Below are 15,596 nucleotides of genomic sequence, written 5' to 3'. Positions count from 1 at the left end.
ATGGGCGGAGAAATGTTATTCGACCGGATTCCCCCGCAGAACCTGGAAGCCGAACAGGCCGTGCTGGGTGCAATCCTGTTGCAGGGCGAGGCCCTGATTACAGCGATGGAACGGGTGCAAACCGAGGATTTCTATGATAAACCCCATCAATTAATCTTTGAAGCGATGATCCAGCTTGGTGAGGGAAATCAACCGATTGACCTCGTGACACTGACTTCGCTTCTGAAGGATAAAGGTGAGCTGGAGGACATCGGGGGCGTTAGTTATCTGGCGAAGCTAGCCCATGGTGTACCTACAGCCGCGAACGTAGACTATTACGCTCAGATTATCGAAGAGAAATCGATGCTGCGTCGTCTGATTCGTACGGCAACACAGATCGTGAGCGAAGGATATACGGGCGGTGAAGATGTTGCAGCGATGCTTGGAGAAGCTGAACGTCGCATTCTGGAGATATCCAACCGTCGCTCCAGTAGTGGTTTTATAGCCATTCAGGACGTACTGATGGAAGTATTCGATCGTGTGGAAACACTTCATCAGAATAAGGGTACAACGACAGGTATTCCGTCCGGGTTTATCGATCTGGACAAGATGACTGCTGGATTCCAGCGCAGTGACTTGATCATTGTAGCGGCCCGTCCTTCCGTAGGTAAGACGGCCTTTGCCCTGAATATCGCTCAGAACGTAGCCATTCGGGCCCAGGAGACGGTAGCCATCTTCAGTCTGGAGATGTCAGCCGCCCAGTTGGTGCAACGTATGATCTGTGCGGAAGCCAACCTGGATGCGAGTGTTATGCGTATGGGTGACTTCAAGGGTGATGAAGACTGGCAGAAGCTGACGATGGGTATTGCAGCTTTGTCAGAAGCCAACATCTTCATAGATGATACGCCAGGGATTACCGTAGCCGATATTCGTGCCAAATGCCGTCGTCTGAAGAAAGAGAAAGGCCTTGGCATGATCCTGATCGACTATCTTCAACTGATTAGTGGACGTGGTAAAGCAGGGGAGAACCGTCAACAAGAGGTATCCGAGATTTCACGTACACTGAAACAGATTGGCCGGGAACTGGAAGTTCCGGTTATTGCCTTGTCCCAGCTGAGCCGGGGTGTAGAGCAACGTCAGGATAAACGTCCGATGATGAGTGACTTGCGGGAATCGGGTTCGATCGAGCAAGATGCCGACATCGTAGCGTTCCTGTACCGTGATGACTACTACAACCAGGAGACCGAGAAGAAAAATATTATTGAGATCATTATCGCCAAACAGCGTAACGGTCCGGTAGGTACGGTAGAACTGGTCTTCCTGAAAAACTTTAATAAATTCGTCAATTACGAGAGGGCGCACAATGACGCCTTCGCGATGTAACGGGCAGGTGCTGACAGCTTCGATCAAGAAGCAAAATCGTCTGTCCCGAAGATCAACCATTAGAGTAACTGAACTCAAACATCTCTTATAAATACCAGATATAGATTCACATTGAAATGGGTATCCTTGAACCGGTGATAGCAGTCAAGCAAGCTTGGACTGATGTCTCCGGTTTTTTGTGTTGATATAATGGGTAAATCCCGAACATTACAGTTGTACTATATCTAATTGTTCGCCATTTGATTTGACTTTGAAAAAGGGTACTGGTACACTAATACTGCTGCGTTAAAGCAGCGCAAACCTTCCCTTGAATGTAACGGAAGGACATTTTTACTGTCCGTTAGCACGCTTCTCAGTCGGTTTATTGCGTAACATGCCTGCCGGGATAGAGGACGGACAGACCAATACAAAGGTGCGCAAGGCACCCACGGAGGAATGTTAACTATGTCAACGGTAGTTGTAGTGGGAACGCAATGGGGAGACGAAGGAAAAGGTAAAATCACGGATTATTTGGCGGAGAGCGCTGATGTGGTGGCTCGTTATCAAGGTGGTAACAATGCGGGTCATACAATTCTGATTGATAACAAAAAATATAAACTGACGATGATTCCATCAGGGATTTTCTACACGGATAAAGCGTGTGTTATTGGTAACGGAATGGTTATCAACCCGAAGGCACTCATCGAAGAAATTAACTATATTCATGACAATGATTTCACAACCAAGAACCTGTCCATTAGTGAGCGCGCACATATCATCCTGCCATATCACATGGTATTGGATGCACTGGAAGAAGAGAGCAAAGGTCCGAACAAAATCGGTACGACTGGCAAAGGAATTGGCCCATGTTACATGGACAAATCAGCTCGTATTGGTATTCGGATGGTTGACCTGCTGGATGCTGAAGATTTCGAACTGAAACTGCGTCATCTGGTCAAAGAAAAGAACCGTGTCATCGAGCAAGTCTACGGCGGTCAGCCTGTTGATGTTGAAGAGATTCTGCAAGATTACCTCGGATATGCTGAAATTCTGCGTCCTTACGTACGTGATACATCTGTTGTTCTTAATGAATATATTGATGAGGACAAAAAGGTATTGTTTGAAGGCGCACAAGGCGTTATGTTGGACCTTGATCAAGGAACTTATCCATTTGTTACATCATCCAATCCGTCCGCAGGTGGCGTATGTATCGGTTCTGGCGTAGGCCCGGCTCGTATTCAGCAAGTCATTGGGGTAGCGAAAGCTTACACAACCCGTGTAGGAGATGGCCCATTCCCTACGGAATTGCATGATGCAATCGGTGACCAAATCCGTGAGACTGGACATGAGTACGGTACGGTAACTGGACGTCCACGTCGTGTAGGTTGGTTCGATAGTGTTGTTGTTCGCCACGCGCGCCGTGTCAGTGGAATCACAGGTCTGTCCCTGAACTCTCTGGACGTAATGACAGGTCTGGAAACCGTAAAAATCTGCACAGGATACAAATTCCGCGGCGAGGTCATCACACACTATCCGGCAAGCCTCAAAATGCTGGCAGAATGTGAAGCGGTATACGAAGAGATGCCAGGCTGGAGCGAAGATATCACTGGAGCGAAGAAACTCGAAGACCTGCCAGTGAACACACAGAATTATGTAAAACGTGTTTCTGAACTGACAGGCATTCCAATTGCCATCTTCTCCGTTGGTCGTAACCGTGAGCAAACGAATCAAGTTCTTCCAATCTACGAGTAATCGAAGAAATAGAGAGATTGTTTCTTGAATTATAAAATAGAATTGTCTGCAGACTTAGGCTTGTTAAGCCTCCAGTTGTTGCTTTTATAGCGATGACTGGAGGTTTTTTGTATGTTTATCGGATATAATCCCGAGATTTCCGTCAATACTGGTTAACAGTAGAGTCACAGACCCCGACATGCGCATGTCAGACGGGTGGGATAATCGGAGGGAGAGAACGGAATGAAGTTGCTTGTGTGGTTTGTCAAAATCGTGCTAACCGTGTTGCTGGTCAGTTCACTGACACTGCTCACGACCGGATTAATTGTACAGTCATATGCGAAGTCGCTACTCGCGAGTTTCAATATTCAGTGGGAAGGTCAACCCATGGGGTTAACTGCCATGTTCCAAGGTGCCTTGGGCGGTAAAACCAGCGAGGGGAACAAATCAGGAAATGAGACGACAGATCAGCCGACAGGAGCGGACGAAGAGCAGGTTCCGGAAGATGCTGTTTCAGTTATGGGGAATGGAACGGAGGGCGGTCAATCTGGCGTAGATGCAGGCAAGAATGCGCCTCAAGGGAGCGGCTCAAACGAGGGCACAGAGGAAGGTTCAGGTACAGATACAACCGTAGGATCAAACTCAGGCACAAGTGCAGGCAATGGGGTGGATACGGGCACGGGTAATGACTCAGGAACAGATCAGGGTAGTGGTTCAGCTTCAGGTAATGGAACCGGAGCGGCCAGCGGCGGTGCTTCTTCAGGCAATGATGCCATTGTTGTATCACCGGATGACATTACAGGAGCGAAGGACAAGCTGCCAGCAGAGGAGAAAGAAAAAATCTTCAGCCTGCTCATGAACAAGCTGCCGCAGAAAGAAATGCAGCAGATCTCAGGCGCCATGGAAGGTGGCCTAACGGAACAGGAACTGCGTGAGATTGAACAGGTGATCTCGAAGTACCTGACCAGTGAAGAGTACGACAACCTGATGGAAGTACTGCAAACAGAATAAGATTGGAAGGTAAAGCAGGCGTACTCATAGACGGGTATCGCCTGATTCATAATGTAATGGACTTGTCGATGGTGATTGAATATAATTTATTTAAATAAATACTGGAAATGCCTGTAGGAGGGTACAGTGTATGAAATATAAAGGTAAAGAGCACAACATATAAAAACGTTCAGGTAATATTGCGGAAACCTCCAGTCCAATTCGTGGACCTCCGTTCATGTGTGCATTCAAGAGATCCGATGGACTTGTGTTTATGAATACACTAATTGGAGGTTGTATTGAACATGAACTTATATCATTCTAATTCAGAACCATCAGTAAAAAAGTTTACCGAGGCGACGAATGAGCGATACGAGCAAGGCCTGCAAGAGGCGGAGCAGCCGTTTAGTGGCTGGGATTTTAGCTATGTAACAGGGAGTGAACGACTTCAGAGCGGAATGTTGCCTTGGTCCTATGGAACGATGGCGCGCCGATTGTTGAATCAAACAGAACGATTGCTCGACATGGGGACTGGTGGAGGAGAAATGCTGTCCAGACTCCTTCCACTTCCTCCATACACATGTGCGACCGAAGGTTATCTTCCGAATATACCGATTGCAGAGGAACGATTACAGCCGTTAGGTGTGAAGGTGCTTCCGGTGACTGATGATTCGCAACTTCCTTTTGTAGACGGGGAATTCGATCTGATTCTTAATCGGCATGAGTCGTATGATGAGCAGGAAGTTAGGCGGATTCTATCGGTAGGTGGACTGTTTCTGACTCAACAGGTAGGTTGGTCAGATTGCAGGGAGATCAATGATCTGCTCGGCATTCCTATGCCCGTGGATTACGCTGGATGGGAGCTGGATCGTGCTGTTCTTCAGCTGGAACAGTGTGGATTCCGTATTCTGGAGCAACGGGAAGCAACTCCCGCGCAGCGTTTCTATGATATAGGGGCACTGGTATATTATCTAAAGACCATCCCGTGGCAAGTACCTGATTTCAAGGTAGAACAGTTCCGTGAGCCATTAATGTATATTCATACGGAGATGGAGCAAAATGGATTCTGGGAAGTACAGCAGAAGCGATTTGTAATTCTTGCAGTCAAAGAATAGAGACATAAAAGTTAATTTCTATTGTGGCATGGGATGAAATCCAGTTTAAGATAAACCACAATCAGGTTGTTTACGTAATCCCTTATCAGAGTTGATCTGGTGAGGGATTTTATATGTATTTTTATGAAAAATAAAGCATATTTCACTGGGTCTTAGAACCTAGTCTTAATTTGCGAACAAAAGTACATAGTACAGCGGATGTTGAGGCATAATGGGTGATGGACCAGCCGTACTATCTTATGGATAATTCAGGTAAACCAAGCGGGGCGTGGCTTTGCGGTGTGACGTGTAGAGTTGAAATGAGTGTAAAACCTGTGTTAAAGTATACGGGTGTGATAAAAGGTTAAAATTTTGACACTTTTACGAGCGCAGCTAAAGTCCTGATTTTGCGGACACCCAATACAAGTATCAACGAGCATGGGACAGACACGACGGGTGATGTCTTGACAGAAATGCGAACTGAGAAGTGCTGAAAAGGAGAGAATCATGAAAGGTTTCAGAGGCATACGCCAACCGGGCAAAGACCGGGTACACGAACAATCCGGGGAACACCGGACGGCCGAAGACAAAAACAACATGAGCATGTCCACCTTCAGTGTGAATAAGAAGCGCGTTCTGGCCTCGCGCAAATGGATCATTACAGCAGCATGTGGTGTATTCATCGCAGCATCGCTCGGGTTCGCAGGCAAACAGTATGTTACTGCAAACACCGTACCGTACTATAAAGTCATGGTTAAAGGTAGCGAGATTGGTACCATTGCAGATGAGGCACAATTACAACAACTATTTACAGACAAAACTGAGGAATATCAACATAAATATCCGGATGCAGAGATGGTGCTGAACACGGATGGCATCACAACCGAAACGGTAAGAGCGTACAAACCTGAAGTAAACAGTGACGAGACGCTGGACAAACTGGGTGACATGCTGACAGCCTACGCCAAAGGTGTGGAGCTCAAGGTAGACGGTGAAGTCATTGGTATTGTGAAGGATCAGGCAACAGCTGATGCAATCCTGGAACAAGTGCAAAGCAAATACATATCGGCATCGGCTGTGCGAAGTTCGCTTAAGACGAAGTCGGTATCGGCTAACTCCTCGAAGAAAGACGAGGGACCAAGCACAACCCTGAAGTCGGTAGGTATCAAGGAAGATGTTGCGACGGATGTGGTGAAGGCTGATCCAAACAAAATATGGGATGTGTCCGAGGCGGTTAAAGCTTTAACCGTTGGTAAAGACGCGCCTGTAACTTATGTGGTTCGTGAAGGAGATACGATCTCTTCAATCGCCGCCAAGTATGAAATTACACAAAGCGAGATTCGCCAGCATAATCCGGGCATCAAGGAAACGTCGCTTCAAATCGGAGACGAACTGACCTTGACCGTTCCAAAACCGGCGGTAACCGTTAAATCGGTTGAGCAGGTTGTTGAACAGATTGAGATCAAACCACAAGTGGAAGTGCGCAAAAGTGCCGAGTTGAAAGCTGGTACAACTAAAGTCGTGCGCCCAGGACAAAGTGGCTTAAAAAGCATGCAGTACCGTATAACGAAAGAAAATGGTGAAGTGGTTCAGGAAGAGTGGCTTGGTCAGGAAGTGATTAAAGCAGCTGTAACTGAAGTGGTCCTTAGCGGAACAAAAGTTGTTGGTGAGGGCACAGGTGAATTTGCTTGGCCGGTATCAAATGCAACGATGAGCAGCAGCTTTGGACAACGTTGGGGTCGCCAGCACAAAGGTGTCGATCTGGTAGGTAACCGCGATGTGAAAGCGTCTGATGAGGGTGTAATTACTTTTGCAGGACAGAAAAGTGGTTATGGTAATGTCATCATTATTAACCACCGTAACGGATACGAAACATTGTATGGACATTTGAACAGCATTGGCGTTAAGGTTGGACAAGTGGTTGAAAAAGGCGAGAGTATCGGCGTTATGGGCAACACGGGTCGTTCGACTGGAACACATCTGCATTTTGAGATTATTAAGAATGGAACGGTAGAAAATCCGTTAACGTATCTGAACTAATATAGAGCTTAAGTAGAGCAAGGTTGGCTATAATGCTGGCCTTGTTTTTTGCTGCTGTAAAAAATTTTCAGAAGAAAGACCTTCCAAGCCCCTGATCGGGATGTGACGGTGCTTCAGGTATGTTAAACTATAGAGTATAAACAACAAACTAGAGAAACAAATCAAGCAGGCTTGGTACAAGCTAAACATAGAAGAGAGATATAAACGCTAACGCGGATTAAGCAGGATATAGGGGTGAACTTAGCCGATGCAGGGGAAGATTTTGGTGGTGGACGATGAACAACCCATCGCGGACATTCTGAAGTTTAATTTGGAAAAAGAGGGGTACGAGGTCATCTGCGCATTTGATGGCATTCGTGCGGTTGAACTGGCGTTATCCGAGAAACCGGATCTGATGCTGCTGGATCTGATGCTCCCGGGCAAGGACGGTATGGATGTCTGTCGTGAGGTGCGCGCTCATCTGGAGATGCCGATCATCATGCTTACCGCCAAAGATGGCGAGATCGACAAGGTGCTTGGACTGGAACTGGGTGCGGATGATTACGTGACGAAGCCATTCAGTACGCGTGAGCTGCTTGCACGGGTGAAGGCACAGATGCGCAGACGGCAAAAGCTTGCGATAACGGCCGAAGCGCCGGAAGATGAGGAAAAGCAGGTCATGCGGCTATTTGATCTGGCGTTTGATATGGACATGTATACGGCTTACAAAGGCGGGGAACCGCTCGATCTGACCCACCGTGAGTACGAACTTCTCTATTATATGGCGAAGCATTCCGGCAAGGTTATGACACGGGAGCATCTGCTGCAAGCGGTGTGGGGATATGAATATTTCGGCGATGTACGTACCGTGGATGTTACGATTCGTCGTCTGCGTGAGAAGATTGAGGAGAATCCGAGCAAACCGGAAACGATTCTGACACGCCGCGGGCTCGGTTATCTCGTGCGCAGTGCCAAAAGCGTGGGGATATAATGGGCCGATTCGCGCGATTCTCGTTCTTTCGAACGATTCAGGCGAAATTAATCATTATCTATGTACTGCTGATTCTGATTGCGATGCAATTGATCGGTGTTTATTTTGTTAGCGCGATGAAGAACTCGCTGACAAGTAACTTTACGGAAGACTTGCAGGCGCGTGCGGAGATGCTATCGGTTCTCGTGGGGGAGACGATGGCGGGTGGAGAAGCAGAGGCCGGCGAGGACAAAACGGAAAATCTGCGTGTGCTGGTGAACAACCTGTTCAACATTAACGGTGCCGAGATTCAGGTGTTGGATGCCAGCGGCAAGGTACTCACGACCTCGCTAAGTTCACATTCGGATTATGTAGGGCGCAAAAACACCCAGACCGTGGTCAGCCGTGCGCTGCAAGGCATTCGGGATAATGAGGAATACATCGTGGACGAGGATAATGTTCGCAAAAAGGTCGTCGCCAAGCCGGTGCTGTCCGGCGGCAAGATCATTGGCGCGGTCTACATCGCGGCGTCCATGAACGAGCTGTATTCCACGATGGAGGGAATCAACAAAATCTTTATCTCCGGCATTTTGATTGCCTTGGTGTTAACGGCGGTACTTGGCGTGATCTTGTCCCATACGATAACGCAGCCGATTAAGGAAGTGACTCGGAGAGCGACAGCGGTCGCAGAAGGTAACTTTGATCAGCAGACACCTGTATTTGGCACGGATGAGATTGGTCAGCTCAGTCGGGCTTTTAACTATATGACCAGCAGGCTTCGGGATGCACTTTCACTGAATGAAGAGGAGAAGGAGAAGTTGACTTCCATTCTGACGAATATGAGTGATGGTGTGGTGGCTACGGATGAGTATGGTAAAGTCATTCTCGTAAACCGTCGTGCCAGCAGCATTCTGGGTATGCATCCTGCGGATATTGAAGGAAGACACTTTGCCATATTACTCGGCATTGATCCGGAAGATGCGGAAGCTCTCGCGAGTGGTTTCACAGGTTCAACGTTGCTGCAGATTGCACCCGCAGGACAAGAAGAGCCTGTGGTCATTCGGATGACGTTCACACCGGTTCATCGGCGTGAACGGGGAATCACGGGTACCATTGCCGTACTTCAGGATGTTACCGAGCAGGAAGAACTTGAAGCATCCCGGCGTGAATTCGTAGCCAATGTATCCCATGAACTGCGTACACCACTGACCACGATCAAGAGTTACGCGGAAGCACTGGATGACGGTGCATTGGAAGATCCACAGCTTGCCGGTCGTTTCGTGGGTGTTATTCAGAACGAGACGGAGCGAATGATACGACTGGTTACGGATCTGCTGCATTTATCGCGGCTTGATTCCAAAGAGGCTTTGCTACGTAAACAGCCAACAGACATCCTGGAAATGCTGGAGGAAGTGACGGATCGATTCTCGTTCCAGATGCATCAGAAGGATATTCAGCCTGTGCTGTCTGTAGAGAATGATATTCCGGCTGTTCCGCTGGATCGCGATCAGATTGATCAGGTGCTGGATAATGTCGTGTCTAATGCGCTGAAATATACATTGGAAGGCGGCACCATTACGATTGCAGCTAGACGCAGTGATGAACATGCACTTGCCATCTCGGTATCGGATACCGGAATGGGTATCCCACAGCGCGATCTGGATCGCATTTTTGAGCGATTTTATCGGGTGGACAAGGCTCGTTCCCGCAGTATGGGAGGCACAGGATTAGGACTGTCCATTGCCCGGGAAATTGTGAAGGCGCATGATGGTAGCATCTCTCTGGAGTCTGAGGTAGACGTGGGCACGACAGTAACGTTCACACTGCCGATGCGTGAGAAAGGGGGTGAGCACCGTGAAGGAACGGATTAAATCCTTGGTGCTTGCTGCCCTTGTTGTAGCCAGTCTGGTTCAGAGTTATTTCCTGATCTACCGTTTGCCCGGAGGCGGGGATTCCATCGTGACGTCAGAGACGAATTATGTGAAGACGGAAAATATGGGTCAGGAACGCAATATTGAAGAATTGATCTTCCCCGATCAGATGATTATTCATCTGGGTGAGGATAAACATACGGTGTTTTACCCTGGCAATACGTTCTATCAGTTGATCTATTCACGGTTACAGGGGCGTGCTTTCGATGATTTTCAGCGCCGCAGTGTGCAATCGGTGAACTGGGATCAGATTCGCAAGGAGAACCCTGGGTTTGAGCTATCGTTCAAAGAAGGCATTCCCGTAGCATTGTTACAGCGGGTGATGAGGCTTGGGACGGATTCCTTGTTCCAAGGGGAGACCATTAACCGAATCTCGATCTATACGTCCAAAAATGAAACAAAGGCCCATGCGCTGTTCTTTAGCGCCAAGGGAGACGTGGTATACGAGGCAACGCAGGCAGACCTGACAGTACAAGACGTGCAGCAGCATGTTGACTTCGGTACGAACTGGACGCCATATACGTTGATGGACGGCGGGTATTATATCCCGGCGGAAGCTCTGGAGACGATTGAAGCCGATGTGCCGACAGGTCAGTTCACGGTTGAGCAGATGCAACGAAGTCTGTTCTTCGATCCAAGTATGACCCGGAACATCCGGGAAAAAGATGGATCGGAGATCTACACGGATAGTAAACGTAGTCTGCAAGTAAAACAGGAACAACGCTGGATCAGTTACACCGATCCGGCCGCACCGCCTGCGGGACAGATTGACCCCGCGAAGGATGCGCTGTCTGCGGTTGATTTTGTGAATCAGCATGGCGGCTGGAAAGGCCGGTCGCGCATGATGCTGGAGACCGCCGACAGCAAGACGCGGCTTGAATTTCAACAGTATTATGGCAGCTATCCGATTATGGATTCCATGCAGTTCCGCTTTGGCACGATCACCATGGAGATGCAGCAGGAGACGGTATCCAGCTATGAACGATCACTGGAATACCTGAACGAAGGTGCAGAGACGAAGAAATCGGTAAAGTTGCCTGGCGGAGACAAGCTGAAAGCTCTTATTAAAAAGGTGGCAGGTGAGAATCGCCAGGTTGTGGACGTGTACCCGGCTTATCGTCCTTCTTCGATTGAGGACGGACTAAAGCTGATTCCGGTATGGGTTATTCGATTCGGAAATGGTGAGGAGACTACCGTTTCTTGATGGGTTGTAGGGTAATGGAGTCATTCGATATCCGAGCGAGGTGTAAGATCACACGATAACGGAGAGGGCAGAAAAAAGCTGTAGAAGCGAAGCCAAAAGCTTTCTGAAAGAAAGCTGCATCGAAAGCATACGCTTCGCCTTTATCGCCGGATTTCTCCCTTAGGAAAAGGGAATCAAGAAATCTGGGGATAACAGCGATCGGAAGGTTGTTCTGACCGCGGAGTGGGCCAGTGTGATATTAGTTGCTTTATCAAATGGACGGAGGTGAATGTTTTGGATTGGGGACGGGCGAAAAATGTGTTGATCTATGCCTTTCTGCTGCTCAATCTGGTGCTGGGATACCAGATCTGGATGGATGCGCGAGAGACGGCCGGAGCCAATCTGGACTTCACCTCGCTGGCAGATAATACACAGCAGGCGATGGAAGAAAAGGGCATTCAGGTGCTGGCTCCAATTCCGAATGAAACGCCGAAGCTGCCAAAGTTGTCCTATGAGTTCATTGAAGAGGACAAGGCGGGCGTAGATATGGAGCTGGAACAGCCTGTAGATAGCAAGTTGATCTTCTCGCAGAGTGAACTGGAAGATGCATTACAGCGTGAGATTCCACAGATTGGGACATACCGGCTGGATCAGCTGATGGCCGAGGATGGGGCTTTTGTGCTTCACCCACTGGTGGATGGCAAATGGCCGCTCTTTAATGTGAGTCTGGAGCTATTCTACAGCGACCAGAAAATAACGGGTTACCGTCAAACTCCAGTGCGGATTACGACCGCAGAGGAGAGCGATCAGCAGGTGCTTCCGGCGTCGAAGGCGCTGGGAACGCTGATCGAGAACTTTTTGCCAAATGATGCAATTGTCAAAGATATTCAGCTGGGCTATTACGGCCAGTTGTTCAATTCAGATATACAGGTAGCGATGCCGGCATGGCGGTTCGTGCTGGAAAGTGGCGAAGTGTTGTACGTGCAGGGCATCAGTGGGGATGTATTCAGTCCCAAGACAGACAAACCAGGGGAGTAATGCGTTATGGGGATATATTTTACCGTGTTATCCAGCGGTTCGACAGGTAATGCCACAGTCATACAACATGGGGGCACATCTCTCATGATTGACGCGGGTCTTAGTGCGAAGCGATTGGATGCACTGTTTCAGGAAAGGGAGATTTCTGGGGCAGAACTGGACGGGATTCTGGTTACACATGAACATTCCGACCACATTAAAGGACTAGGCGCGATGTCTCGGAAATATAATTTACCAATCTACGCGAATCTAAATACGTGGGCGGCACTGGAGAAGTCGGTTGGGGCGATTCCAGAGGAAAACCGGAGGGTATTTGAGACGGGTGAAAAGCATGATTTTGGGTCACTGCGCGTGGAATCCTTCGGGATCTCGCATGACGCGGCTGAGCCGGTAGGGTACACATTCGATGATGGTACGGAGAAGCTGTCTGTTGCAACGGATCTCGGGTACATGAGCGACAAGGTTCGCGATGCAATCTCCGATTCTGACGTGCTGGTGCTGGAGGCGAATCATGATGTCGAATTGCTGCGTATGGGGCGTTATCCATGGAACACCAAGCGCCGGATTTTGAGTGACATTGGGCATTTGTCGAACGAAGCAGCAGGGGCAGCGCTTAGTGAACTGATGAACGGACGCATCAAGCGCACGTATCTGGCACATCTTAGCCGAGATCATAATATGATGGACTTGGCGAAAATGTCGGTGCGCGACGCGATGGAGAGCCGTGGATGTTTTTATCGGGATCATGAGTTCAAACTCTGTGATACGTATTATGACCGTCCTACGCCATGGGATAGGGTGGGTGAGCCATAAAGCTGTCGAGTTCGGCGGCTTTGCGCTCGACTTCCTCGCGGGTCAGAATGCCTTTATCAATAAGCAGTTCGATGATGGTACTGAGTGCAAGTGTGTTGCGATAGTGTTCTTCTTTGAGATCGGCCAGCTTGGCCGCCATATGAACTTCATCCATGGCTGTGAGTGTACGTGTGCGATCCATATATATCCTCCTCTATGAAGCTTTGAATTGTCTTTTACTATTATTGTAGTCAGGCTTGATGGAAAACATTCCTCTTTTTGCCGCTAACATTTGTGTGATGAGACGTGTATGCTGAACCTGTGACTATACAGGGGTGAAAAAGTTCTTCAAATTTGCCAAAATGGCGCTTAGCGGACCGGATTTTGTGGTGATAGATACTATGGGCCTTTATTGTTAAGCGCGTTATAGCGGAAATTTGCTTTAATTTTCGTAAATATGCAACTTTTTGTGATTTGACGTGTTTAGTATATGAGGAGCATTGTGATTTTGGCTGTTTTGCGTGTGAAATGGCATGTCATAGAATGCGAGAGCATGATTGATAGAGTCACTGACAGAATGGCGTGTCCGTTCTGTTGTACATAGACGCTGTATCTTGATTTGATGCCGGGATGCGGCGATATGCAAGACCATTTTATAAAAATGCAAAAAAGCATGGGAAACCGAGAGGTTATTTACGGTACGCACGTAACGAAAGACACAGAACGAGGCTGGAGAAGCGAAGCGATCGCCTGAAAGCTTTCTGAAAGAAAGCTACTTCGGAAGCATATGCTATGAACAAATTTTACCTAGGAAAAAGAAACAAAAAAAATTTGTGAGTAACAGCGATCGGAAGCTCGGCTGTGGCTGGAGTGGGGTAGCGTAAGAACACCATCGTTGAACCATGCGACAACTTAGGCGGCAGTCAGGGTCTTGATGCGTGACAACGAAGGGGAGAGGATCACGATGGGATTGTTTGGAGACGATTTTTATTCAACCAAAGTATCAAGACGCGCCGAACCTGAACAGAAAGGCAAACTTCAGATCATCCGCCCTGGAGGCAGAGCACGTGGACGTGACCGCTGGAGCAATCCGCGCAGATCGCGTACGGGAATAAGTTCCACAGTGAAGGTAGCTGTGATTAGCTCGGTGATCAGCTCCATCGTGACCGTCATGCTGTTTAGCTTCATCACCCAGCCCGCTTCGTTACCGCTGGCTAATGCTACGGGTAACGGTGGTGGAGGCGGTGCACAGACAGCGCAGGCAGCTGATCCATACGATCGGATTATTCAGGCAGCAGCACACGTTCGTCCTTCCGTGGTGAGCATTGTGAACCATAAAACGGGTAGCAGTCTGTCGATGGAAGATTCGGCGCTGGGCTCAGGGGTCATTTTCAAGAAGGAAGATGGCAAGGCCTATATCATGACCAACCACCACGTCGTGGAGGGTGCGAGTGATCTGGAGATTGTGACCGTAGACGGGGAGACACACAAAGCGAAGCTGGTCGGTAAGGACCGTGTGAGCGACATTGCTGTACTATCCGCAGAAGATAAAGGGCTGGGTGCAGTCGCGGAGATCGGTGATTCCAGCAAACTTCAGCGCGGTCAAACGGTGCTGGCGATCGGGAACCCGCTCGGTCTGGGCGGTACGCTGACATCCGGTATTGTCAGTTACACGGATCGTATTCTACCGGTATCGATTAATCAGGATGGAGTATACGACTGGGAGCAAAACGTAATTCAGACGGATGCGGCGATTAATGAAGGCAATAGCGGTGGTGCATTGGTCGATCTGAACGGCAAAGTGGTCGGCATCAACACGATGAAGATCTCGGATACGGGTGTTGAAGGTCTCGGCTTTGCCATTCCGATGAACGAAGTGATGAAAACGGTAGATTCCCTGCTACTGAACGGCAAAGTATCTCGTCCATACCTGGGCGTGTACACGGTCGATCTGAGCAACCCATATGCACCACTGGATGACGAGCAGCGCAAGGATCTGAAGCTGCCATCTCACGTGGACAGCGGTGTGGTTGTGTTGGAAGCATCCGGTCCGGCATCCGAAGCAGGTATGAAGCTGAATGATGTCATTACGGAATTTGATGGGCAAAAAATTACCTCCACGCTGGATCTGCGGAAGTATCTGTACGATCAGAAGAAGATTGGGGATACGATTGAAGTGACCTTCTACCGGGATGGCAAAGCTGAGAAAGTATCGGTGAAGCTGACTGATAAACCGGAGTAAGGGAAGTTCAGCGAGCGAGCCTATACTGTTGCGTGGATTGAAATAGGGAATGCTAGAAGAGTGATCAGATCAACTGACCACTCTTTTTTAGTTGTTGGATGATGAGCATTACGCTATGGGTGGGCGTGTTCGTTCGACAGTAAATGAGTAGATCAACCTTTTTTATATTCTCATGATCAGTTAGACCCGGAGCCAAAGGAGCAGATACATAAGACTAGGGCTGTGGTAAACTGTTGTCAATATGTTGGAGACGGTCGCTGATGCA

The 15,596-nt window shown here is 48.6% G+C and carries 12 protein-coding genes; 11 read left to right on the top strand and 1 reads right to left on the bottom strand.

Features of this window, described 5'->3' with window-relative positions; translation table 11 throughout:
• From dnaB to MHH92_RS30115, 10 genes are all read left to right on the top strand, one after another.
• On the top strand, positions 1-1,362 hold the full coding sequence (dnaB, locus tag MHH92_RS30160; RefSeq protein WP_036611922.1) for a replicative DNA helicase: 1,362 nt from the start codon (positions 1-3) through the stop codon (positions 1,360-1,362).
• Between the two features lie 444 nt (positions 1,363-1,806).
• Positions 1,807-3,093, top strand: a complete 1,287-nt coding sequence (locus MHH92_RS30155) for an adenylosuccinate synthase (protein WP_036671866.1) — start codon at positions 1,807-1,809, stop codon at positions 3,091-3,093.
• 222 nt (positions 3,094-3,315) lie between these two features.
• Positions 3,316-4,083 carry a hypothetical protein gene (locus tag MHH92_RS30150; RefSeq protein ID WP_340907594.1) on the top strand — a complete coding sequence of 256 codons (768 nt, stop codon included), beginning with the start codon at positions 3,316-3,318 and terminating at the stop codon, positions 4,081-4,083.
• A 284-nt stretch (positions 4,084-4,367) separates the two neighbouring features.
• Positions 4,368-5,177: a class I SAM-dependent methyltransferase gene (locus tag MHH92_RS30145; protein WP_256332360.1), complete on the top strand. Its 810-nt coding sequence runs from the start codon at positions 4,368-4,370 to the stop codon at positions 5,175-5,177.
• A 486-nt stretch (positions 5,178-5,663) separates the two neighbouring features.
• A complete protein-coding gene (locus MHH92_RS30140) occupies positions 5,664-7,196 on the top strand; it encodes a peptidoglycan DD-metalloendopeptidase family protein (RefSeq protein WP_091035266.1) in 1,533 nt (510 codons plus the stop codon).
• Between the two features lie 247 nt (positions 7,197-7,443).
• Entirely contained in the window at positions 7,444-8,166 is a 723-nt protein-coding gene (yycF, locus tag MHH92_RS30135) for a response regulator YycF (RefSeq protein ID WP_074092884.1), read from the top strand.
• A complete protein-coding gene (walK, locus tag MHH92_RS30130) occupies positions 8,166-10,016 on the top strand; it encodes a cell wall metabolism sensor histidine kinase WalK (protein ID WP_036671863.1) in 1,851 nt (616 codons plus the stop codon). Before yycF ends, walK begins: the two co-directional genes overlap by 1 nt.
• Positions 10,000-11,280, top strand: a complete 1,281-nt coding sequence (locus MHH92_RS30125) for a YycH family regulatory protein (protein WP_091035267.1) — start codon at positions 10,000-10,002, stop codon at positions 11,278-11,280. Before walK ends, MHH92_RS30125 begins: the two co-directional genes overlap by 17 nt.
• Positions 11,281-11,553: 273 nt before the next feature.
• Positions 11,554-12,297 (top strand): two-component system regulatory protein YycI, encoded by a 744-nt coding sequence (yycI, locus tag MHH92_RS30120; protein WP_017691456.1) that lies wholly within the window; start codon positions 11,554-11,556, stop codon positions 12,295-12,297.
• A 6-nt stretch (positions 12,298-12,303) separates the two neighbouring features.
• Positions 12,304-13,110 carry an MBL fold metallo-hydrolase gene (locus MHH92_RS30115; RefSeq protein WP_036671861.1) on the top strand — a complete coding sequence of 269 codons (807 nt, stop codon included), beginning with the start codon at positions 12,304-12,306 and terminating at the stop codon, positions 13,108-13,110.
• On the opposite strand, the gene MHH92_RS30110 is transcribed toward MHH92_RS30115, so the two are convergent.
• The gene (locus MHH92_RS30110; RefSeq protein WP_036611899.1) at positions 13,079-13,291 is read right to left on the bottom strand and encodes a hypothetical protein; all 213 of its coding nucleotides are present in this window, start codon (positions 13,289-13,291) and stop codon (positions 13,079-13,081) included. The genes MHH92_RS30115 and MHH92_RS30110 overlap by 32 nt on opposite strands.
• A 762-nt stretch (positions 13,292-14,053) precedes the next feature.
• Between MHH92_RS30110 and MHH92_RS30105 the strand changes: the two genes are divergently transcribed.
• Positions 14,054-15,331, top strand: coding sequence for a S1C family serine protease (locus tag MHH92_RS30105; RefSeq protein WP_315938927.1), 1,278 nt, complete (start codon positions 14,054-14,056; stop codon positions 15,329-15,331).
• The last annotated feature ends 265 nt before the right edge of the window (positions 15,332-15,596 follow it).

This window comes from Paenibacillus sp. FSL M7-1414 (assembly GCF_038003195.1).
GTDB lineage: Bacteria > Bacillota > Bacilli > Paenibacillales > Paenibacillaceae > Paenibacillus > Paenibacillus amylolyticus.
This window is presented reverse-complemented; position numbering and strand designations above follow the sequence as displayed.

Coding starts and splice junctions, on each gene's coding strand:
- walK (WP_036671863.1), top strand. CDS start 8,166: ATGGGCCGATTCGCGCGATTCTCGTTCTTTCGAACGATTCAGGCGAAA.
- MHH92_RS30115 (WP_036671861.1), top strand. CDS start 12,304: ATGGGGATATATTTTACCGTGTTATCCAGCGGTTCGACAGGTAATGCC.
- MHH92_RS30145 (WP_256332360.1), top strand. CDS start 4,368: ATGAACTTATATCATTCTAATTCAGAACCATCAGTAAAAAAGTTTACC.
- MHH92_RS30150 (WP_340907594.1), top strand. CDS start 3,316: ATGAAGTTGCTTGTGTGGTTTGTCAAAATCGTGCTAACCGTGTTGCTG.
- MHH92_RS30105 (WP_315938927.1), top strand. CDS start 14,054: ATGGGATTGTTTGGAGACGATTTTTATTCAACCAAAGTATCAAGACGC.
- dnaB (WP_036611922.1), top strand. CDS start 1: ATGGGCGGAGAAATGTTATTCGACCGGATTCCCCCGCAGAACCTGGAA.
- MHH92_RS30140 (WP_091035266.1), top strand. CDS start 5,664: ATGAAAGGTTTCAGAGGCATACGCCAACCGGGCAAAGACCGGGTACAC.
- MHH92_RS30155 (WP_036671866.1), top strand. CDS start 1,807: ATGTCAACGGTAGTTGTAGTGGGAACGCAATGGGGAGACGAAGGAAAA.
- MHH92_RS30110 (WP_036611899.1), bottom strand. CDS start 13,291: ATGGATCGCACACGTACACTCACAGCCATGGATGAAGTTCATATGGCG.
- yycF (WP_074092884.1), top strand. CDS start 7,444: ATGCAGGGGAAGATTTTGGTGGTGGACGATGAACAACCCATCGCGGAC.